The sequence below is a fragment of the Anaerobacillus sp. QJM3NY_17 genome (assembly GCF_056173665.1).
Genome location: NZ_CM149685.1, coordinates 4,006,504 through 4,025,588 on the forward strand (window position 1 = coordinate 4,006,504; position 19,085 = coordinate 4,025,588).

19 protein-coding genes are annotated in these 19,085 nt (G+C 38.4%); 2 read left to right on the top strand and 17 right to left on the bottom strand.

The genetic code is table 11. From position 1 onward, the window contains the following. Nucleotides 1–8 precede the first annotated feature (8 nt). The 12 genes from AC0VYV_RS20470 to AC0VYV_RS20525 all read right to left on the bottom strand — a co-directional run bounded on the left by AC0VYV_RS20470 (nucleotide 9) and on the right by AC0VYV_RS20525 (nucleotide 11,264). Entirely contained in the window at nucleotides 9–1,382 is a 1,374-nt protein-coding gene (locus AC0VYV_RS20470; RefSeq protein ID WP_475374207.1) for a hypothetical protein, read from the bottom strand. 47 nt (nucleotides 1,383–1,429) lie between these two features. Next, nucleotides 1,430–2,599 carry an O-antigen ligase family protein gene (locus AC0VYV_RS20475; protein ID WP_475374208.1) on the bottom strand — a complete coding sequence of 390 codons (1,170 nt, stop codon included), beginning with the start codon at nucleotides 2,597–2,599 and terminating at the stop codon, nucleotides 1,430–1,432. Between the two features lie 156 nt (nucleotides 2,600–2,755). Next, nucleotides 2,756–3,529: a glycosyltransferase family 2 protein gene (locus tag AC0VYV_RS20480; RefSeq protein ID WP_475374209.1), complete on the bottom strand. Its 774-nt coding sequence runs from the start codon at nucleotides 3,527–3,529 to the stop codon at nucleotides 2,756–2,758. Beyond that, the gene (locus AC0VYV_RS20485) at nucleotides 3,526–4,401 is read right to left on the bottom strand and encodes an NAD-dependent epimerase/dehydratase family protein (protein ID WP_475374210.1); all 876 of its coding nucleotides are present in this window, start codon (nucleotides 4,399–4,401) and stop codon (nucleotides 3,526–3,528) included. The genes AC0VYV_RS20480 and AC0VYV_RS20485 overlap by 4 nt, the downstream gene beginning before the upstream one ends. Next, nucleotides 4,398–5,057 (bottom strand): sugar transferase, encoded by a 660-nt coding sequence (locus AC0VYV_RS20490; protein WP_475374211.1) that lies wholly within the window; start codon nucleotides 5,055–5,057, stop codon nucleotides 4,398–4,400. The genes AC0VYV_RS20485 and AC0VYV_RS20490 overlap by 4 nt, the downstream gene beginning before the upstream one ends. A 1-nt stretch (nucleotide 5,058) precedes the next feature. Beyond that, a complete protein-coding gene (locus tag AC0VYV_RS20495; protein WP_475374212.1) occupies nucleotides 5,059–5,886 on the bottom strand; it encodes a formyltransferase family protein in 828 nt (275 codons plus the stop codon). A gap of 19 nt (nucleotides 5,887–5,905) precedes the next feature. After that, on the bottom strand, nucleotides 5,906–6,586 hold the full coding sequence (locus AC0VYV_RS20500) for a PIG-L deacetylase family protein (protein WP_475374213.1): 681 nt from the start codon (nucleotides 6,584–6,586) through the stop codon (nucleotides 5,906–5,908). 145 nt (nucleotides 6,587–6,731) lie between these two features. After that, nucleotides 6,732–8,555 carry a polysaccharide biosynthesis protein gene (locus AC0VYV_RS20505; RefSeq protein ID WP_475374214.1) on the bottom strand — a complete coding sequence of 608 codons (1,824 nt, stop codon included), beginning with the start codon at nucleotides 8,553–8,555 and terminating at the stop codon, nucleotides 6,732–6,734. Continuing rightward, nucleotides 8,556–8,708 (bottom strand): hypothetical protein, encoded by a 153-nt coding sequence (locus AC0VYV_RS20510; protein WP_159785920.1) that lies wholly within the window; start codon nucleotides 8,706–8,708, stop codon nucleotides 8,556–8,558. 105 nt (nucleotides 8,709–8,813) lie between these two features. Continuing rightward, nucleotides 8,814–9,515, bottom strand: a complete 702-nt coding sequence (locus AC0VYV_RS20515) for a CpsD/CapB family tyrosine-protein kinase (RefSeq protein WP_475374215.1) — start codon at nucleotides 9,513–9,515, stop codon at nucleotides 8,814–8,816. After that, nucleotides 9,505–10,245: a YveK family protein gene (locus AC0VYV_RS20520; RefSeq protein WP_475374216.1), complete on the bottom strand. Its 741-nt coding sequence runs from the start codon at nucleotides 10,243–10,245 to the stop codon at nucleotides 9,505–9,507. Before AC0VYV_RS20520 ends, AC0VYV_RS20515 begins: the two co-directional genes overlap by 11 nt. A 254-nt stretch (nucleotides 10,246–10,499) precedes the next feature. After that, nucleotides 10,500–11,264: a tyrosine-protein phosphatase gene (locus AC0VYV_RS20525; RefSeq protein WP_475374217.1), complete on the bottom strand. Its 765-nt coding sequence runs from the start codon at nucleotides 11,262–11,264 to the stop codon at nucleotides 10,500–10,502. A 234-nt stretch (nucleotides 11,265–11,498) separates the two neighbouring features. Here AC0VYV_RS20525 and AC0VYV_RS20530 point away from each other — a divergent pair, with 234 nt between their 5' ends. Beyond that, nucleotides 11,499–12,404, top strand: coding sequence for an LCP family glycopolymer transferase (locus AC0VYV_RS20530; RefSeq protein WP_475374218.1), 906 nt, complete (start codon nucleotides 11,499–11,501; stop codon nucleotides 12,402–12,404). Between the two features lie 54 nt (nucleotides 12,405–12,458). On the opposite strand, the gene AC0VYV_RS20535 is transcribed toward AC0VYV_RS20530, so the two are convergent. The 3 genes from AC0VYV_RS20535 to AC0VYV_RS20545 all read right to left on the bottom strand — a co-directional run bounded on the left by AC0VYV_RS20535 (nucleotide 12,459) and on the right by AC0VYV_RS20545 (nucleotide 15,731). Further along, on the bottom strand, nucleotides 12,459–12,623 hold the full coding sequence (locus tag AC0VYV_RS20535; protein ID WP_194218498.1) for a hypothetical protein: 165 nt from the start codon (nucleotides 12,621–12,623) through the stop codon (nucleotides 12,459–12,461). A 492-nt stretch (nucleotides 12,624–13,115) separates the two neighbouring features. Next, nucleotides 13,116–14,519: a cell wall-binding repeat-containing protein gene (locus tag AC0VYV_RS20540; RefSeq protein ID WP_475374219.1), complete on the bottom strand. Its 1,404-nt coding sequence runs from the start codon at nucleotides 14,517–14,519 to the stop codon at nucleotides 13,116–13,118. A 201-nt stretch (nucleotides 14,520–14,720) separates the two neighbouring features. Beyond that, nucleotides 14,721–15,731: a cell wall-binding repeat-containing protein gene (locus AC0VYV_RS20545; protein WP_475374220.1), complete on the bottom strand. Its 1,011-nt coding sequence runs from the start codon at nucleotides 15,729–15,731 to the stop codon at nucleotides 14,721–14,723. 442 nt (nucleotides 15,732–16,173) lie between these two features. On the opposite strand from AC0VYV_RS20545, the gene AC0VYV_RS20550 reads away from it, so the two are divergent. Next, on the top strand, nucleotides 16,174–16,791 hold the full coding sequence (locus AC0VYV_RS20550; RefSeq protein ID WP_475374221.1) for a cell wall hydrolase: 618 nt from the start codon (nucleotides 16,174–16,176) through the stop codon (nucleotides 16,789–16,791). A 94-nt stretch (nucleotides 16,792–16,885) separates the two neighbouring features. Here the strand turns inward: AC0VYV_RS20550 and AC0VYV_RS20555 are convergent, their stop codons facing one another. Then, nucleotides 16,886–17,917, bottom strand: a complete 1,032-nt coding sequence (locus AC0VYV_RS20555; protein WP_475374222.1) for a LacI family DNA-binding transcriptional regulator — start codon at nucleotides 17,915–17,917, stop codon at nucleotides 16,886–16,888. 119 nt (nucleotides 17,918–18,036) lie between these two features. Next, the gene (locus AC0VYV_RS20560; protein WP_475374223.1) at nucleotides 18,037–19,077 is read right to left on the bottom strand and encodes a Gfo/Idh/MocA family protein; all 1,041 of its coding nucleotides are present in this window, start codon (nucleotides 19,075–19,077) and stop codon (nucleotides 18,037–18,039) included. Between the last annotated feature and the right edge of the window lie 8 nt (nucleotides 19,078–19,085).

A 19,085-nucleotide genomic window follows, 5' to 3' on the forward strand; every position in this document is an offset into this window, starting at 1 on the left:
GTTCAAAGCTATTTATAAAAATACTGTTTGTCTGGCAATAAATTCAATTTGTTATTTTTCAATTCTCTAAAAGTAAAGTTCTTCGAAACTAACTTAATATAATTTTTTTCGATTAAGTAGTTCATATATTGGTATCCTTCTATATCTACCACAAAAGTCGCACAATTAAATAATAGAGATTCATAAATAGCTGTACTATTTACTCCAATAACATACCTACATATTTTAAAGAGTTCATATATAGTATTCTCAGTTGTTATAACCTTAAGTTGCGAGATGTTTTCACATTCAGCTAATTCTTTGTATCTCTCTTTCCAGTTGTTAAACTCATTGGGATGCATTTTATAATAAATTGTAACACCTTTGTTATTTTCTAAGAAAGTCGCTGCTACCTTGGATAACTGAGCACCTATATTTCCTTGAGAAATAAAGAGCACAGCATCGCTTTTCATTTTTTCCTCAAAAGTATTATCGTATTTTGGTTTTAAACATTTAAACTGATTTACCGTTTGAATACTATTCCGAGGAAAATCTACGCTATTCGCCCAATACTCACCGAAAGTAATTAATTCATCTGGGAAATAAGGAATATCATATTTATGAGGAAAATAATAACCCATATGATAGTTGCTTATGACCCCATGCTGAACTTCCTTGACTATTATTCCTCTCTCTCTTGCTGAAGCAATAAGCTCCTCCTTTCCATAGGATACTACGAGATAAATCTCTTTTGGTGCCACCTTGTCTAATAGTTTGTCGTAATATTTTTTATCACTATTAAACCTTATTAATTTTTGCTCCACAAGTTTAATCAAATTCACTCTTACTTTAAGATGCTTTTCTATTTCATTCTCAATATGTTTAAGTTGTTCTCTAGTCTCTTTTAAATCAATTTGTTTCGGAAGGATATGTGATAATCCACTTCTCTTTAAATGTCCAAATCTCTCATAATATATTTGATTGGTTTCAAAGCATCCAAAATGTTTTCCATAGTGATCTGGTCTATCTACGATTAAATAACTCTCTTTTTCTTTCTTTAATTTTTCTAAAATATCGTACAAATAGATATCAACATAACTCCCAGAACACTTGCTTTTTCTACCATGAGTTAATATTAAGTAATCTCTTTTTTTTATGTTTTTCTTTTTCAACAAATTTAACGAACTATATTTGATTAATAATGTTAGTCTATTTATTTTATCCATTTTTGTCATTGGATGGGCAGGATGGGAAAATCCTTTCTCATAAATAATATACTCAAATAATTCCTTTCTTATTAATTTCCAGTATGTAATTTCTTGGGATTTTAATTTATAAACGTCATTATTTGCCTCAATATTAATAAACAATTTTTGAACATCTTCAAAGTTCATTTCATTCATTAGCTCACCTCCTCAGATTTCTTTAACTTGAATGTTAATTCTTCTATTCAAGTAGTAATGCTTAAATATTTGGGGATGCTGTAATAGTAAACAACAAAGAATGCATTTATACAAGCTACCGTCAAGAAGATATAATCATCCGTGATACCATAAAGATTAAGCGTTAGAATTAACATAAACCCTTTTTTATCATTTAGTAGAATACTTTTTTTATATGCAATAAAAAAAAGTATAAAATACATGGATAATCCTATGAGTCCAGTACTCATTAATATTGATAAATACTGATTGTGGGGATGTATTTGTTGATAACCACCAATATTGTTAATATTTCTTATATAAATTGTACCGAATAATTTATGAATTAATGAAGAACTACTAAAGAAATTCATATACTCAACCCATAACTCTTCTCTACCACTTAGAATTAATTTATAGTTAACACCATATTTTTCAGATAAAGCTATGATAGGTTTAATAAACAATGATGAACTAAACGATATACCGAGAATAGCTGCTATTGTAATATTTTGGATTATGTTGTTTTTAATAAATTTGAAAAGTAAAGTTGAAACAATAACAACAATAAAAAATGATCCTAATATACTTAACTTTCCATTAAAAAATATTATATATAGACTTGTTATTATAGTTACATACTTAAATATTTTTAATATTAGTTTATCTGACTTAATGTACCAAGCAAATATAAACGAAAGTAAGGCAACTAAAGCTGTTATACTAAATTTCAGAAAATCAACAGAATTAATTTCAATAGCAAAACTATATATATACTTAACTCTTGTTTTTGTAACTGGAGAAAAATTTATAATAATAAAATTAATAAAGTTAATAATCATTAAAATATATGAAAGGTAATTTATTGATTTCCTACCCAAGCGCTTTATCAATAGATACATAAACAGTATAATTACACTGTATATTATCAAAGATATTGAATCGTAAATATTTTGATAAGCTACTCCCGATATCGTATGATAACCAACAAAAAAAATAATAAAGTAATCAAAGGAAGCCTTTGCGAAAAACAATAGCACTCCACAAAGTGCAAATACTAGGAAAGAAAAAATCACAAATGGATTATAAACATCTGTATAAACAAACCCTATATATGACCCCATTACAAAGATTGACCAGGAGATTGAAATGAGATTAATTTTATTATTCGTTCCAAGCCCAGGAGTTTCCAAATTCAATCCCTCACATCTTTATTAATTCCATCTATTATTCTACTTTTTTTGCATATAGATTTTATAGTTTTTATTAATCATCTTTTTAACACATTCTTTTATATATATTTAATTAAAGACTCGTAATAATAATTAAACCTACAAACTTTCAAGTAAAGAATATCACCTTAATTTCAAAGCGGAGATAACACACCAGTAACAAACTAAATTTATTGACTTTAGAAAAGGTAAATTTTCTATTTCCCTATAAACTCTCCAATGATATTTTATAAGGCTAAATTTATTACTTGAAATAGAGCCATCTAAAATTCGTTGACTTCCTAAGTGTTCATCTATTCCATGTAGATATTTTTCTTTTTTTAGAATTTGTAACCACATAACATAGTCGTTCCTTTTTTTTATATTGGGGATCTTGAATTTCCCCAAGTTTGCACTGTCATATATTACAGTCGAGTTTCCTGGACAAGCATATAATACCCCATTATAATCTCTTCTTTTTTTAGCTTTCCTAAATTCATTTAATGAATTTCCATTTTCATCTATTTTTGTGTAGCTTGTGCAAGTGAAATTAAATCCATTTTCCTTCATGAATTTAATTTGCTTTTCCAGCTTTTTGGGAACCCATATGTCGTCGCTATCTAGAAAGGCAATATATCTACCTTTCGCTATATCTATAGCTGAATTACGAGCTAATGCTGCCCCAGAATTCTCACTTTGTTTATGGTACTTAATCCTAGATTCTTTTTCTATATAATCCTTAACTACCTCAGCTGTATTATCAGTTGAGCAATCATCTACAACAATTACTTCCCAGTTATTATATGATTGAGATATAACAGATTCGAGTGTGAGGCCAATAAAATTCTCACAGTTGTAAGCTGGCATTATAATTGAAACTAAATCTTCTGTCTTTCCTTGAAATTCTAATGAACTCATTGATAGTCCTCACTTTCTGTAGCTATTATGGACTCTCGCAAATCTCTAATTCTATAATTCTCTTTATAATCACTTAAACTTTTGTCATAAACCAAATTACCAAATACTTTATTAACAACCCCTATTCTTCGACCTACAATACCTAAAAAAGGGTTAAATATTTTAGTTAATTTAACATTTCTATTATGTGCTTCAGCAATCATTTTGACCATCTCACTCGTATTCACATAATGTTTATTCTGAGGAAAGAATATTCCTCTTTCCGCATTAACTATCATAAGACGAATAAATTCACAAAGATTATCTATATGAAGCATACTTCTTTGATTACGGATATCAGGGAACAAAGGTAATAATTGAGCCATTTTAGACAACTTTGGATAATTACCTTTAGACCCTTTACCATAAATCATAGGTGGTCTTAAAATAGCAATTTTAAAATCATCACTTTCTAGAGGTTTAATTCCCTCTTCAGCTTGAAGTTTACTATTTCCATAGAAATTAGCGGGAATCGGCACTGTAGTTTCATCAATTATTCTTGTTTTGTTTATATGACTACTGTCACCATACACAATGATACTACTCATAAATATAAACTGTTTAACACCTTCGTTTTTTGCTTTTTTTGCAACTTCAATAGTTAAATCACGGTTTATTTTATAATAGAGTTGTTCCATTTCTGGCTTAGCATCTACATGTGCTATTCCTACAGTATGAAGAACGATATCATAACCTTCGAAAGATTTATTTCTCCACTCATTGCCTCGCAAGCTAACTGTATCAACAGAATAGTTTTGAGGATATTGAGAAATCCATCTTCGGAATGAAGTACCCACAAAACTTTTAGAACCTGTGACAAGTATATTTATCATTTTGAATCATTCTCCTCGTCAGTAGCAGCTACTTCATCTCTTTCTTTACTAACTTTAACTAGAGAATTATTAACGTATCTATCTTCTCCTAGTAATACTACACCAATAGTTCTTAGTATGATTTTCACATCTAGCCATAAGCTAAAGTGCTCCACATAATAAACATCTAACCAATACCGCTCGTCCAAAGAAAGATGAATATTCCCACTAACCTGTGCTAACCCAGTCATCCCCGGTCTCATATTAAGTCTTTTAGCAATTTCATCTGTATAATCTTCAAGAGAAGCAATTCTTTCGGGTCGTGGCCCAACCAGACTCATTTCTCCCTTTAATACATTCAATACTTGAGGAATTTCATCTAGCTTACTTCTTCGTAGGAACTTACCAATCGATGTTATACGGTCATCATCTTTCAGAACTTCTTGACCCTTAACCATTTTGTCTGATCCAGGCTTCATCGTCCTAAACTTATATACTTTAAAGATATCTTTATGCTTGCCAGGTCTCTCTTGTAAAAACATTACTGGTCCAGATGAAGTTGTTTTTATTAATAGAGCAATAATGAGCCAGAGTGGTAGAAAAGGTACTAGAACGACTAGAGAAAGCGTAATATCAAATACCCTCTTAATTAGTTTTTGTATACTCAGATTCCGCATACTATCCCTCAATCTCATACTTAACAGGTTTTAAATAACCATCATTAAGTTTGATTTCACTTTCAGTTGCACTTTTTTCAGCTGACCATACTCTGAGCGTTTTTCCATCAACCCTATAAAACGCTCCTGGATAAGGATGAGTGACTGCTCTTACCAATTTATCAGCTTCATCTATGGTCATATTAGAAGTAATTTCTCCATCTTCAGGTTTTCTTCCTGGCCATTCTGTGGCTTCCGCTTCGTTCTGTTTTTCGAGTGTTATAGAATTATTAACAATTCCATTCCAATAACGTGAGATGAGGGAAACGTGCATTTCGTCAACTTCTTTGTATAAGTCTGTTGCTGTCGTATTATTGTTTAGGTCAATTACTCCTTGAGCAATAATTTTGCCCGTATCAACGCCTTCATCAAGTTTAAACATAGTAACACCCGTTTGATCTAATCCCTTAATAATGGCCCACGGAATAGCTGCTCTTCCTCTACCAACCGGTAATAACGTGGGATGCATTCCAATACATCCATATGTAGGAGTTTCAAGTATTTCTTTTTTAGCTATCTGTGACCACCCGATAATAAACAGCCAATCAATTTCATACTCTTTTAAAGTATTGATCACTTCTTGATCATTAATATTATTAATTTTTAACAAAGGCGTATTTTGTTTTTGAGCAATATCATCTAAATAGACTCTTCCAGACTTGTTTTTCGCTTTTTCATCTTTAAGTGTAATAAGAAGATCTAAATTTCCACCGATTCGATAGATCTCTTCAATACAACTTAGTCCTAGTTGAACACAAGTAGCAAATGCAATTTTCTTTTTCAAGATCATTCCCCTCTCTCTCTTTTTATTAGAATCCGCGTCTAATTACACTTTCAAAAGCCTCAGCATAATTCATACCAGCTTGACCACCTCGATAAGCAGCAAGACCTTTAATAGCTTCATGACTTCTAGGATGAGGGTAATCTCTCATTACTCCACGGTATTGCCTAAGGGCCTCTAATTTCTTGTCGACACTCTCTTCACCAACCTCAATAAAGGTATTAGGAGAGAATTGGTTCATCGATTTGTTAAGTCCCCATTCTGTTGATGAAGGAACTTCCATAAAGAGAAGTTCTCTCAACGGTTTTACATCTGATCGGCGTTGAAATAATCTAACCGCTGCCTGACAGGCTAATGAAGTATGTAAATGATCATTATTTAAGTCTGCAGGATGGTGAGTAATGATTGTATCTGCACCAGAATCTATAATTGCCTTTTCTAGAAATTGAACAAGTTTAATATGAGGCACCATGTTTAATTCAATATTAGGAAAGTCTCCAACAATAACGTTATCAACACCTAACATCGCCATAGAACTATTAACATCCTCGTTCAACTCATCCGTTGACGGACGAAAATTCCTTGCATTAACTTCCCCTGATAGAATACATACATTTACGGAATGTCCCTCTTGTGCCAGTTTATATATTGTTGCTCCTGCTCCTAAAACCTCATCATCTGGGTGTGCAACAACTACTAAATATGTCAAATCAATTACCTCGCTTATGTATGATTAGTATTTCTATTTATTGATAGTGAGGTGTTGGCAGTCATCTTTTATCCAACACCCTAAGTTATAAAATATATGATGAAAGGGAGTGGGGAACCTTTAATTCTAAAAGATGGCCGAAGATTTACTTAGCATAAGAAAGTTCATTAGTGTGGTTAACTTTATTATGAGCAATATCCAACACCATCCCACGAACTCCTTGTTTATCCATATCCTCAAACCGACCAACAAAATCCATCACAACGCTCAAATCCGCATTAATCGACTTCCCAACATAAATCTTCGGATAAATCTGCTCGTCATGAACCTCATCTTTCCCAAGAAGCTCTTCATACAGCTTCTCACCAGGTCGTACGCCCGCAAACTTAATTCCAATTTCATCTACTGAGTAACCGGACAGTTTAATAAGGTTTTCCGCAAGATCAACAATTTTAACCGGTTCACCCATATCAAGCACAAAAATCTCTCCGCCTCGTGCCATGGCACCAGCTTGAATCACAAGTCTCGATGCTTCCGGAATCGTCATAAAGTAACGAACCATATCCGGATGGGTCACTGTAACCGGTCCACCTGCTTGAATCTGCTTCTTAAAGAGTGGAATAACGCTACCACGGCTTCCAAGGACGTTACCAAAGCGAACGGCCACGAATCTTGTTGCGCTGATCTTGTCCATCTGCTGAACGACCATTTCCGCAAGACGCTTTGTTGCGCCCATAACGCTTGTTGGGTTAACGGCTTTATCTGTTGAAACCATTACGAACGTATCAACATCCGCATCGCTTGCGGCTTCCGAAACATTTTTCGTTCCGATGACGTTATTTTTCACCGATTCATGCGGGTTTGCTTCCATTAAAGGTACGTGTTTATGCGCTGCTGCATGATACACAACATTTGGACGATGAAGCTTCATCACTTCTCCAATCCGTTCACGATCTTGAACATCCGCGATGACCGGAATAAACGTAATGGCATCACCGTATGTATTTCGGAGTTCCATTTCAATCGTATAAATACTGTTTTCACCGTGACCGAGTAGAACAACTTGATCTGGATGAAACTTCGAAACCTGACGACAGATTTCAGAACCGATCGATCCACCGGCCCCAGTAACGAGCACCGTTTTTCCTGTTAGTGTTTCTGCGATATTGTCTGTATCCAATTTAATCGGCTCGCGGCCTAATAAATCTTCTACTTTTACATCACGGAAGCTGTTGATCGACAGTTTACCAGTCATTAAGTCTTCAATCATTGGAATGATTTGCGTCTTCGCTTTTGTTTTCGAGCATTCTTCATAGATGCGCTTCATTTCACCTTTTGAAAGAGAAGGAATAGCGATGACAATATTATCGATTTCAAGTTTTCTTACTTGTTCTTCGATATCATCCGTTGAGCCAAGAACAGGAACACCCATGATTTCTAAGTTTTGCTTTCGGATGTCATCATCGATAAAGCCTATTGGATTCAAGTCAGAATCAACACTCTGTCTTAACTGCCTGACAATCATCCGCCCTGCTGATCCAGCACCAATAACGAGAACGCGCTTTTTCTTATTCTTCGTATTCATATACGTATCTCGGAACATTCTCCAGGCGAAGCGTGAGCCACCGATAAGTAGCATATGAATCATCCACGTGATCGAAAGTGCTCGGAAGTAGATATCCTGTAGCATAACGAATTGCGCTAGAGCTGCTAGAGCAATCGAGAAAGTCACGACTCGGAATATAACGACTAGCTCCCCGATACTCGCATACTGCCATGCTCGTTTGTATAGTTTGTAATAGTATGAAAAGAAATGATGACCAAGTAAAAGTACAATCGAGCTTGCGATAATGGGTTTTGACGAAAGAAAATCATTATAATTTAAAAGAAAGCTACTAATAAAAATCGCAAAAGCTACAATCAATGAATCTATCACGATTAACGACGATAACCGCTTTCGATAAGTCATTTACTTGCACCCCACTTTTGATTTTGTCATTCGCTCTTCAATGGATCTGTTCAATAACCCCTGAATTTCTAGCAGCTTCTGATCTGGTGCATCTTGCTTAATATACCGAATGGCTTTTCGAATCGACTTTGGCAATTGATCCGTCCCCTTCATTTCACCACTCCCCCTTTTAATGAACGCTTAAGGTGACTTAAGGCGCACATCTTAAGTCACGCTATTCTCCCAAAAAAATACTTCTAAAAAGAAGTATTTTCCTATTTATTTCTGCGCGTAATAGTAATAATAGCTACCATCTTTCATCTTCTTACGGTTAAGCACAACCCCAAGCAGCTTCCCCTTAGCTGAATCAAGGCGCTCTTTTGCTTTTACTGCCGCTTCTCGTTCTGTCGTTCCACTGCTAATCACTAGCACAGTTCCCTGAACTTTATTCGCAAGAATTTGAGAATCGGCCACCGCAAGTACTGGAGGACAGTCGAAGAGTATAATGTCATAGTGCGAAAGCGCCTCTTCGATGAGCGCATCCATTGCTTTAGAACCTAGAAGCTCAGATGGATTTGGTGGCACAGGTCCACTTGTTAGCACGTCAAGATTTGGTACTTCTGTTGCTGTTGTGACTTCTGTTAACGTCGCCTGGCGCGTGAGGACGTTTGTTAATCCTCTTGTGTTCATGACGCGGAACGTATAGTGAACGGTTGGTTTACGAAGATCAGTATCGGCGATCAGCACCTTTTTCCCTTGCTGTGCAAGGACAACGCCAAGGTTTGCAATCGTTGTCGATTTCCCTTCCATTGGACCAGAAGAAGTGACCATAATCGTACGCATGTCTTCTTCAACAGAAGCAAATTGAATATTCGTTCGGATTGTACGATACTGCTCCGCGATCGGAGACTTTGGATTTTGGTGCGTGAGAAGACTTCTTTCTTTACTCACGTTAACGGAACCTCTCTCTTTACGACTCAAGTGCTTCACCCCTTACTGACTTTTTACCTTTTTTCTTCGAGATACCAGCTTCTTTATCTTCAATGACAGCGATTGTTCCAAGAACAGGAACACCAAGTACTTTCTCGATATCTTCTTCTGATTTAATCGTGTTATCCAGGTATTCAAGTAAGAATGCTAGTCCAACACCAATCATTAATCCAACGACGAATGCGATCGCCATGTTTAAGACCGGATTGGGATTCACTGGAGAAGGTGTGCCTTCAAAGCCAGCTTTTGAAAGAATGCTAACGTTATCGACATTCATAATGTTGCTAATTTCTTTTTCAAATACGCTTGCTGTTTTATTCGCGATATCAACCGCAATCGCAGGATCAGGATCTGTAACAGATAATGAAACAACTTGAGAGTTTTGCGCATTGCTTACTGAAATTTTGTTATTAAGCGCACTTGTTGTCATATCTAATGAAAGTTCTTCTTTTACATCGTCAAGAATCGTTGGACTTTTAATAATGACGCTATATGTATTAATAAGGTCCACGTTTGTTTTTATTTGGTTATAGTCAAATCCATTTTCGGAATCTGCTTTTTGGTTTACTAGAATTTGGGTTGAAGTTTCATAAATTGGGGTAAGAAAGAAATAAGAGACAACACCGCTCGTAGCTGTAGCGAGTAGAGTAATAAGTAGAATGAGTGCAAGACGTTTTTTGAGTACTTCGAAAATTTCCTTTAAACTAATCGTTTCTTCCATAAGGTGCCTCCAACGCAATCGTAATTTATTTTAGTACAGAAAGAATTACAGGTTTTACTATAACACAGAAAATCAGTAAAATTTAGGGTTTTTTTTACGTTAAAACCATTAATCCCTTAAATAGTAAGATAGATACATAGAACGGTGTCGAATAGTGTCGAAGAAAACGCTTCCTTTATAATATCTTCACGAAATTTCTTCATAGGAAAATCCGCTTATTTTTCGAATAAGCGGATTTTCGTGTTTCTTCTTGCTTAAAAAAGGCCAAGCACTTTCTTCTTTTTGATGCGTTCAGGGATATCTTTGTCGATCATTCTTCCTAGAACCATGTCTTCTGGATTCTCTTGAAGCATGTACCGTACAGAAGTCCCTAACTCTTTTTCAACCGTTTCATAGGCATCTCTTAAATCAAATGGTCTTGTGGTTGTGTTATGGGAATCGGATGCGATGAAGTGTGCCAGGTTATGCGAAAGCAAATCAAGCGAGAATTTTTTTATCTTCTTGCCCATTCTTCCCGTTACGCTGGATGCCGTTACCTGACTAAGCGAGCCTTCTTTAATTAAACGATAGAGTTTGGATGGATCCTCCATGATCTCACGGTTTCGCTCAGGATGAACGATAATGGGAACGATCCCTTTTAGCTGAAGATCAAACAGAAGCTTGTTTGCATAGCGCGGCAAATGGCTTGATGGAAATTCAATTAGCATGTAAACCCCTGAATTGTTAACGGTAAGAAGATCCACATCAAGATCCTCTTCCATCTCTCCGTATATTCTAACTTCCTGACCAGGAAGAATCGCTAGATCAATTCCTTTCCTCACTAGTTCTTTGTTTAGTAGATTTACTTCTGTCAGAATATCTTGCAAGTTATTATCATAGCTTCCATTCTTATGGTGAGGACTTGCGACAATTTGGGTAATGCCCTGCGATTGTGCCTGACGTGCCATTTCAAGACTATCGTTTAACTCTTGGGCGCCATCATCGATCCCGGGTAATATATGACAGTGGATATCAATCATTTCCCCATTCCCCTTTCTTTGCTGTAGCATGTTCTATTCATTGTTTTATAGAAACCGGCATGTTCTTTTTGAAGAACGTCTTTTTATGATGTTACCATAATCTTCGACTCTGTGCATCTCGAGCTGTTCATTTTCTGGTAGGTATTTACTTTGCAAAATAGTTCGACTTATAATGAAAGATAGACTTTTAACCTTTCAAACAGACAACTACTCTATGGAAAGCTGGAATGTAAAATGAAGAAGTTCTTTATCATCGTCGGTGTCATTCTTGGTGTTCTTGTACTAGCAGGTGGTGGCTACGCCTATTATTTATATGACTCCGTCAAAGTCACTGCAAGCGACATGCATGAGCCCATTAGCCGTGAAACCTCTACACTAAGAGCGGATAAAGTAGAGACGAAGGAGAAAGACCCGATCTCAATTCTCTTAATGGGTGTTGATGAACGAGAGAATGATCAGGGGCGCTCCGACACAATGATCATGATTACTGTAAACCCAAATGTCAATTCAATGATCATGTTCAATATCCCACGCGATACGCGAACGGAAATTATCGGTCGCGGTACAGTTGAGAAAATGAATCACGCCTACGCTTATGGGGGCGTTGAAATGGCAATGGATACCGTTGAGAATTTCCTCGACGTTCCGATTGACTATTATTTTAAAGTAAACATGGAAGCATTTGAAGATGTGGTATCCGCATTGAATGGCGTTACAGTAGACAATCCATTTGCGTTCGACTACGGTGGCTACACCTTCCCTAAAGGGGAAGTAAGCTTAAATTCAGACGAAGCCCTCGCTTTCTCTCGCATGCGCTATGAAGATCCGAAAGGTGACCTTGGACGAAACGATCGCCAGCGTGAAATCATTAAGGCCATTATAGACAAAGGCGCGAACGTTGGAAGCATTAATAAAATCGCCGACCTGCTTGAAGCTGTCGGCAGCAACGTTAAGACGAACATGACGTTTAAAGAAATGAATGATATTTTCAAGAACTACAAAGGCGCACGTAATAACATGGAGACATTCGAAATTGATGGCAGCGGTGAGATGATTGACGGTCTCTGGTATTACATTGTATCTGATCAGGAGAAGCAGTCGATTACACAGAAGTTGAAGAACCATCTCGAAATTAGCTAGCTTATTAGTAAAAGAAAGCCTCTTCCTATTGAAATGGAAGAGGCTTTCTTTCTGCTATTCTATTTCTAGTTTTGATAGTGACATGTTCTTTGATAGGATGTCTCGAATCTGGTCTATGTAAGGCTTCGCCTCGCCTGCCTGCTTCGCTTCTCCCTCAACCTGCTGCACAAATTGCTGTAATTCATCCCACATCGGGTTTTGATTCTCTTTCCCTTTCATTCCAAATCCTCCGTTTTCTAGTAAACTATTTGGCGATTATACCACCGTTTTCAAGTAATTTCCATAGAATGATTGTTAATTATCTGTAAATTTATTTAGCGCTTCTTCTCTACATTCTATTAACCGGTATATCAATTGCTTAAACGGGGTATACTCTAGTAAGAGGGTTTAAACAAAATGAACCAAAACACGCCTGATTCTTTTTCGTAGAACGACAGATTATGATTGCGTTTTCATGTATGATAGATGAAAGTCACCCTGCCTTAACCGGATGGACTTTCAGTCAAAGGGGATGAGCATATGCATTACCAGGAAGAAGGCAATTTTGCTAAAGGAATGGTATGGAGCGTCTCATTAAGTATTCCTCTCTGGATCGCATTGTTTGGGTGGGCGAAGATTATGTTAAGCGTAGTAAGTTGATATAAAATGAAAGAAGGACAGTGCCTGGGCACTGTCCTTCTTTCATTTTACTTATATTTTGTTTATGCTCTCCTATTCTCCAAACATCTCCCAAATCTCATCCTCTACATCTTCACTAATCGCATTCGGCCCACCGAAGATCGTGAAGAAGAATGTATCTTTATCCATAAATAGTTTTTTAACTTCCTTAGGTAGCTCGTCCTTTCTCGTTAGGAGAACAGGCTCGTAGAAGTTTGCGGCAAGAACGGAGCCGGAAAGAGCATCTGCGAAGTTTTCACCCGTTGCGAGGTTAACTGCATACCCCGACGTATCGAGTTGCTTTGCCACCTGAACAGATGTATCATAGCGGTTTTCTCCTGAGATCCGCTTTGGATGTGGGAGCTTGTTGAAGACCGTGTTGCTGACAACGGCCGTTCCGCCAATAACGTATGTGTCATTGTACTTTTTTAATGCTTTTGCTGTTACAGCTGGAATTTCTTTTGTTTTTGTTAATAAAATCGGACTTCCTTGAAAAGCTGCAATGGAGGCGACAGATAACGCATCTGGGAAGTTACCTCCGTAGGTGACAAACGCTGTATCACTGAAATATGGATCGATTTCTTTCGCAATTTTGGCAGCTGTTTCGTAGCGATCTTTTCCTTCAATACGATCGAATGTGATGCCCATTTTTGTGAGGGACTTTTCCACATTTTTTGAAACAGCTGTTTGCCCACCAAGGATCGTGACGTGCTCTGTTCCAAAATAGGTTAGTGCTTCTTTCACAGAAGCAGGTAGCTCTTTCGTTCGGGTGAGAAGGATTGGCGCGCTATATTGATAAGCAAGTGGCGCTCCTGCAAGGGCGTCAGGGAAATTTTGTCCTGTCGCAAGAACAACGTGTCGCGTGTAGCCTTCTTCAAATCCTGTCTTGGCGATTTCAACTGCTGTTTCGTAGCGGTCTTCCCCTGCGATTCTCATCACGATTGGATCATTGGAGTACGTGAAGGCGGAGAAATAGTAGTCTACGTTATTATTTTTATTAGCGGAATCCGTTACTCTGAAATAGTAGGTTCCAGGCTCAAGCTCCTCGATACCTCCATAGTAACCGTATTCGCCTTCTTCGTAATCAGGTGTGATTTTCTCCTGATTCTCATCATATAGATCAACCCAAAGCTCCATTGTTGGCTCTTCTTCATCCGTACCTGCACCGAAAGATAAGGAGACCGGCTCGTCTGCTTCGACTTCGAATTTATAGAAATCTTGATCCTGATCGGTTAATTTACCGGTCATGACGTCATCATTTATGAAGGGATTTGCTTCTTTGTAACTATTATTTGGTTCGACTTCAGAGATGTATTCCCAGTCATCATAACCGTCGTTCATCGTCATTTTCTGCGCTTTTTTCATAAGCGCATCGTGGGTGGAGGCAGAGGCAACAGGCCCACCAATGAGGCTTCCTGCCAGGAGTGCGGTTGATACTAGTCCAAGTACTTTTTTCATTCGGATCTTTTCCCCTATCATTCTCATTTTTTAAGCAAAACGAGCATGTCCCCTGCTCCTTCATCACCCTTCCATTTCTTTACACTAAGAGGATTATATAGGAGAAACGAAGGTTGCGCTATAGGCTGTTTTTGTCGAATAGGAAGTTTTTTCCTCAACTAAATAAAAAGCTCAGACGTGGGTCTGAGCTTTTCGTAGATTTTAATCAAATAAGTGATTAATGTCTTGTTCAACGCCTACGCCAATGGCGCTTTTTCCACCAAGAATCGTGTAGAATTCTGTTTCACTCTCGCGGAAAAATGCTTTAGCTTGATCCGATAAACCGTTTTTCTTCGTTAACACTACCGGCTCAAAACCGTTTGCTGCATAAATCGATCCCGTTAACGCATCGGCAAAGCCTGCTCCTGTTGCTAGTGTTACCGCAAACGCTGGTCCGTAAAGCTCTTCTACGACTTCCACAGACGTATCATAACGATCTTCACCTGCAATTCGCTCTCCGGTGGGAAGCTTTTTCAAAACGTCGTTACTAATCACAGCTGGTCCGCCAATCGCAATCGATTCACTGTAATTTTTAAGTGCCTTCTCCGTTTCAACAGGAAGTGAATTTGTTTGAGTCAAAAGGATCGGACTGCCTTCAAGCGCTGCAATCGCTGCAACGGATAAAGCATCAGGATAATTCCCTCCATACGTTACATAAGCTGTATCAAATGGAGATGGGCTAAGTTCAGCGGCGATTTTAGCTGCCGTGTCATAGCGATTCGCTCCTGCGATACGATCATAATCAATATTCATTTTCTTTAGCTCGGCTTCGACATCCTTCGAAATTGCCTTCGTGCCGCCAAGAATCGTGACGTGATTAACGCCGAAGTAAGTTAGAGCTTCTTTAACTTTAGCTGGAATGGATTTGGTTTGTGTTAATAGGATGGGTGCATCCATCTCGTAAGCAAGCGGTGCTCCTGCAAGGGCGTCAGGAAAATCGAGACCTGTTGCGAAAACAACTTCAGGTGTATCGCCTTTTTCATAGTCTACTTTAGCGATTTTTACAGCCGTTTCGTAGCGGTCAGCTCCTTCAATTCTCATAATCTCCGTGTCGGTTGTAGCAGCTGAAGTAGCAGGAGCAAGCAAGCTTCCTGCGAGGATTGCGGTTGATAATAGTCCAAGTGCCTTTTTCATTCGTTTCTTTTCCCCTATCATTCTCATATATGGTGCCATACGAGCACGTCCCCCTGCTCCTTCATCATCCTTCCGTTCAATAGCACTAAGAGGATTATATATAGATTTTTGTCGCATAGCTATAGCATTGTTTGTCGAATGAAATAGTTTTTTTCTAGACTCAGCTACGTTACTGAGTCTTGCTTATTGATTAACCAACTAAAACATTTAAGTCTTCTCAACGCCTTCTCCAATAGCATCCTTACCGTCAGGAATGCTATTTCCTAAGAGAACTTGAGCAGATGGAGTGGACCATTTATCCTTTTATAGAAGAGGAAAATTGAAGTTTGATTAGGTAGAAGGAACCTACTATACTCCTTATTTTGGTTAAAACTAGACTATCGATGTTATTTTCCAATCTATAAGGAAGGCATTCCGTTCCATATCTTTCCTCAATTACCTGTATTATAATGGAGGTTAATTTATGGAGAGGAGTTTGCTAATGAAATTTGTACATGTCCTTGGTTCCCTCGTCCTTGCATCATGCTTTTATTTATTCGTCTTGGAGGACAATGCATCAGCAATGATGGACACGGGATCAAGAGGATCCGAAGTTCAGCACATGCAGTCAATTTTAGAAAAGCTCGATTACTTCCATACGACGCCAACGGGCTATTATGGATCGGTTACAAAAGAAGCGGTTCGTAATTTCCAGGCGGATTTTGGACTTAGCGCAGATGGCGTAGCGGGTACGAATACGTTGAACATGCTGAGTAATCTTGAGATGATCGCACACGTTGTAAATGGTGAATCTCGTGGTGAGCTCTATGAAGGTAAGGTTGCGGTCGCCGCTGTTATCTTGAATCGCGTTCAATCCTCTTCGTTTCCAGGGAGTACATACGGGGTGATTTATCAACAGAATGCGTTTACCGCTTTGAATGATGGCCAGTACTGGCTCACGCCTGATGCTTCTTCTTACCGAGCTGCGAAGGATGCGTACTTCGGATGGGATCCATCTGGCGGTGCGACGTATTACTACAACCCGAGTGGCGTGTCCGATGAATGGATTTATTCGCGTGATGTGATTAAGACGATTGGGCAGCATGTGTATGCGCGTTAGATGGCAATAGAGAGAGAATGAAAGAGATTTATAGAGGCAAAGCCACAAAGTCCGCTTAGGGCGGACTTTGTGGCTTTTTTGTTTGTGAAGGGGGTCAGGCGCGCGCCTGCCCCCCTTCATTGATCTCTTCTTTGAAAGCAGTCGTAGTACCTCTTACAATGAGTGACGGCTTAAAGAGAACTCTTTCTCTTATAACAACTCGTTTATGTATTTCCTCAATCAACACATCAACAATCTTACGCCCCATTTCCTCAATAGGTTGAGAAATTGTTGTAAGGGCCGGCACGGTTGTCGTTGCTAAAATAGTGTTATCGAAACCAACTATTGATAAATCAGAAGGCACCTTAATTCCCAATTCCCTTGCTCCCTGAATCGCTCCAATAGCAATGAGGTCATTGCATGCGAAGATCGCTGTCGGAGGATGGTCACGCTGAAGCAACTCTTTAACGCACTTTGCACCATTTTCGAGAGAAGCCGTTGTTCTTAGCGTATTCTCTTCTAAACATGGTACTCCAAAAGCTTCAAATGCATCTCGATACCCAAAAATTCTCATTCTACTACTATGCACGTCTTCACCGATAATGGCTATATTACGGTGACCAAGTGATATGAGATGTGAAGCGGCTTCATATCCGCCTTTGTAGTCATCGACGGATACCGTGGTTACATCAAGGGAAGGGTCATCAAAAGATAGCATAGCCAGCGGCACCTTATTTCTCTTTAATTCATCTAATAAACTTTTGTCTCGAAATCCAGAGGCGATAATTAAACCATCTACCTGTTTCCGCTGTAAAAGCTCAATGTATTTCTTTTCTTTCTCTGCTTGATCATCGGTGCTACACATAATGACGCTCATTCCTCGATCATGAGCGCGATCCTCTATCGTTCTTGCCATTTCTGAAAAGAATGGATTTGAAATGTCCGGCACCAAGAGCCCTAGAGTTTCGGTTCGTTTTCCTGTTAAAGCAGAGGCTACTACGCTTGGATGATAGTTTAGCTCCTTCATCGTCTCAAGTACTTTTACACGCGTCGCTTCACTAATTTTACCGGTATGGTTAATAACCTTAGAAACCGTTGCAATTGAGACACCTGCTGCTTTCGCTACATCATAGATTGTGGCTTTCATCAGTTCCCCTCCTTTCTTTCCAAACTTCACTGTTCTTCTATTTTTCATCATACCATTTATGTAGTGTGTTTGGCTTCTTGGAAAAGCTATGCGAAAAGCAGGCTGAACGCTCAGCCTGCTTAAACGATACCTGTATGCGCCTTATTTTTAACAAGTTCACGCTTCTCAAAGGATTCCTTACAAGCATAGCCAAGCCTTGTGGATTCTACGCCATCTTGAACTGTCACACTTGGCTTTCGACCTTCGAGAATACAAGATATAAATTCTTCTACCTCACTACGATATGCCTGCTCGAAACGTTCAAGAAAACCATCAACGCACTCTTGTACCGCTCCCAACTCGTTAAAGAGAACCACTTGATTACGTTCAGGGACGGTTCCTATTCGAAGGCTTCCCTTCGTCCCAATAATTTCGGTTTCGATATGATAACCATGAGCACAATTCCGCCCAGCTAGAAAAACACCAATTGCGTTGTTCTCAAATCGAACCATGGCAGCACCTGTTTCAGCATCTTGAAGGGCATCGAATTCTTTTCGCTCATAGCCTCCGCCAATCGCCCAAACTTCTTTCCCTTCTGTTCCAAGATACCACCGTGCGAGGTCAAGGTCATGAATCGCCATATCTAGAAATAGTCCTCCGCTATAGTTAGCTTCAGCAAATTGAAGGAAACTTTCTATTTTAGCAGCTGGATCAAGACCGTAGCAGCGAATAAAAATCGGATCTCCAATCTCACCGCGATCGATCTTTTCTTTAGCAGCCAAATACGATTTATCATAGCGACGCATAAATCCAAGCATAAACACTTGATTTGGGTGTGCTTTTACAGCTTTTTCAACGTCAATTGCTTCTTCTAAGTATAATCCCAATGGTTTCTCACTGAATACGTGAAAGCCGGCCTCAAGTGCTAACTGGATCTGGTTGCAATGAAACCCAGATGGAGACGCAATAAAGATCGCATCCAGCTCTTTGTTCTTGAGCATTTCTTCATAGGTGGTGTAGCCATATGGAATCTTCCATTTAGATTGAACTTCCCACACTTCTTCTTCAACCACACTGCAGATGGCGGTTAACTCACAATGAGGAATGCGAAAAGCTAAATTTTCTGCGTGTTGTCTGCCAAGTCGTCCGAGCCCTACGATGCCAACTTTTACTTTTTCCATATGATCCC

Excerpts from the sequence above, each read along its gene's own strand:
- AC0VYV_RS20560 (WP_475374223.1), bottom strand. The coding sequence starts at position 19,077 with ATGGAAAAAGTAAAAGTTGGCATCGTAGGGCTCGGACGACTTGGCAGA.
- AC0VYV_RS20505 (WP_475374214.1), bottom strand. The coding sequence starts at position 8,555 with ATGACTTATCGAAAGCGGTTATCGTCGTTAATCGTGATAGATTCATTG.
- AC0VYV_RS20480 (WP_475374209.1), bottom strand. The coding sequence starts at position 3,529 with ATGAGTTCATTAGAATTTCAAGGAAAGACAGAAGATTTAGTTTCAATT.
- AC0VYV_RS20510 (WP_159785920.1), bottom strand. The coding sequence starts at position 8,708 with ATGAAGGGGACGGATCAATTGCCAAAGTCGATTCGAAAAGCCATTCGG.
- AC0VYV_RS20555 (WP_475374222.1), bottom strand. The coding sequence starts at position 17,917 with ATGAAAGCCACAATCTATGATGTAGCGAAAGCAGCAGGTGTCTCAATT.
- AC0VYV_RS20495 (WP_475374212.1), bottom strand. The coding sequence starts at position 5,886 with ATGATCTTGAAAAAGAAAATTGCATTTGCTACTTGTGTTCAACTAGGA.
- AC0VYV_RS20530 (WP_475374218.1), top strand. The coding sequence starts at position 11,499 with ATGAAGAAGTTCTTTATCATCGTCGGTGTCATTCTTGGTGTTCTTGTA.
- AC0VYV_RS20550 (WP_475374221.1), top strand. The coding sequence starts at position 16,174 with ATGAAATTTGTACATGTCCTTGGTTCCCTCGTCCTTGCATCATGCTTT.
- AC0VYV_RS20470 (WP_475374207.1), bottom strand. The coding sequence starts at position 1,382 with ATGAATGAAATGAACTTTGAAGATGTTCAAAAATTGTTTATTAATATT.
- AC0VYV_RS20485 (WP_475374210.1), bottom strand. The coding sequence starts at position 4,401 with ATGATAAATATACTTGTCACAGGTTCTAAAAGTTTTGTGGGTACTTCA.
- AC0VYV_RS20520 (WP_475374216.1), bottom strand. The coding sequence starts at position 10,245 with ATGGAAGAAACGATTAGTTTAAAGGAAATTTTCGAAGTACTCAAAAAA.
- AC0VYV_RS20535 (WP_194218498.1), bottom strand. The coding sequence starts at position 12,623 with ATGAAAGGGAAAGAGAATCAAAACCCGATGTGGGATGAATTACAGCAA.
- AC0VYV_RS20540 (WP_475374219.1), bottom strand. The coding sequence starts at position 14,519 with ATGAAAAAAGTACTTGGACTAGTATCAACCGCACTCCTGGCAGGAAGC.
- AC0VYV_RS20525 (WP_475374217.1), bottom strand. The coding sequence starts at position 11,264 with ATGATTGATATCCACTGTCATATATTACCCGGGATCGATGATGGCGCC.
- AC0VYV_RS20545 (WP_475374220.1), bottom strand. The coding sequence starts at position 15,731 with ATGGCACCATATATGAGAATGATAGGGGAAAAGAAACGAATGAAAAAG.
- AC0VYV_RS20490 (WP_475374211.1), bottom strand. The coding sequence starts at position 5,057 with ATGCGGAATCTGAGTATACAAAAACTAATTAAGAGGGTATTTGATATT.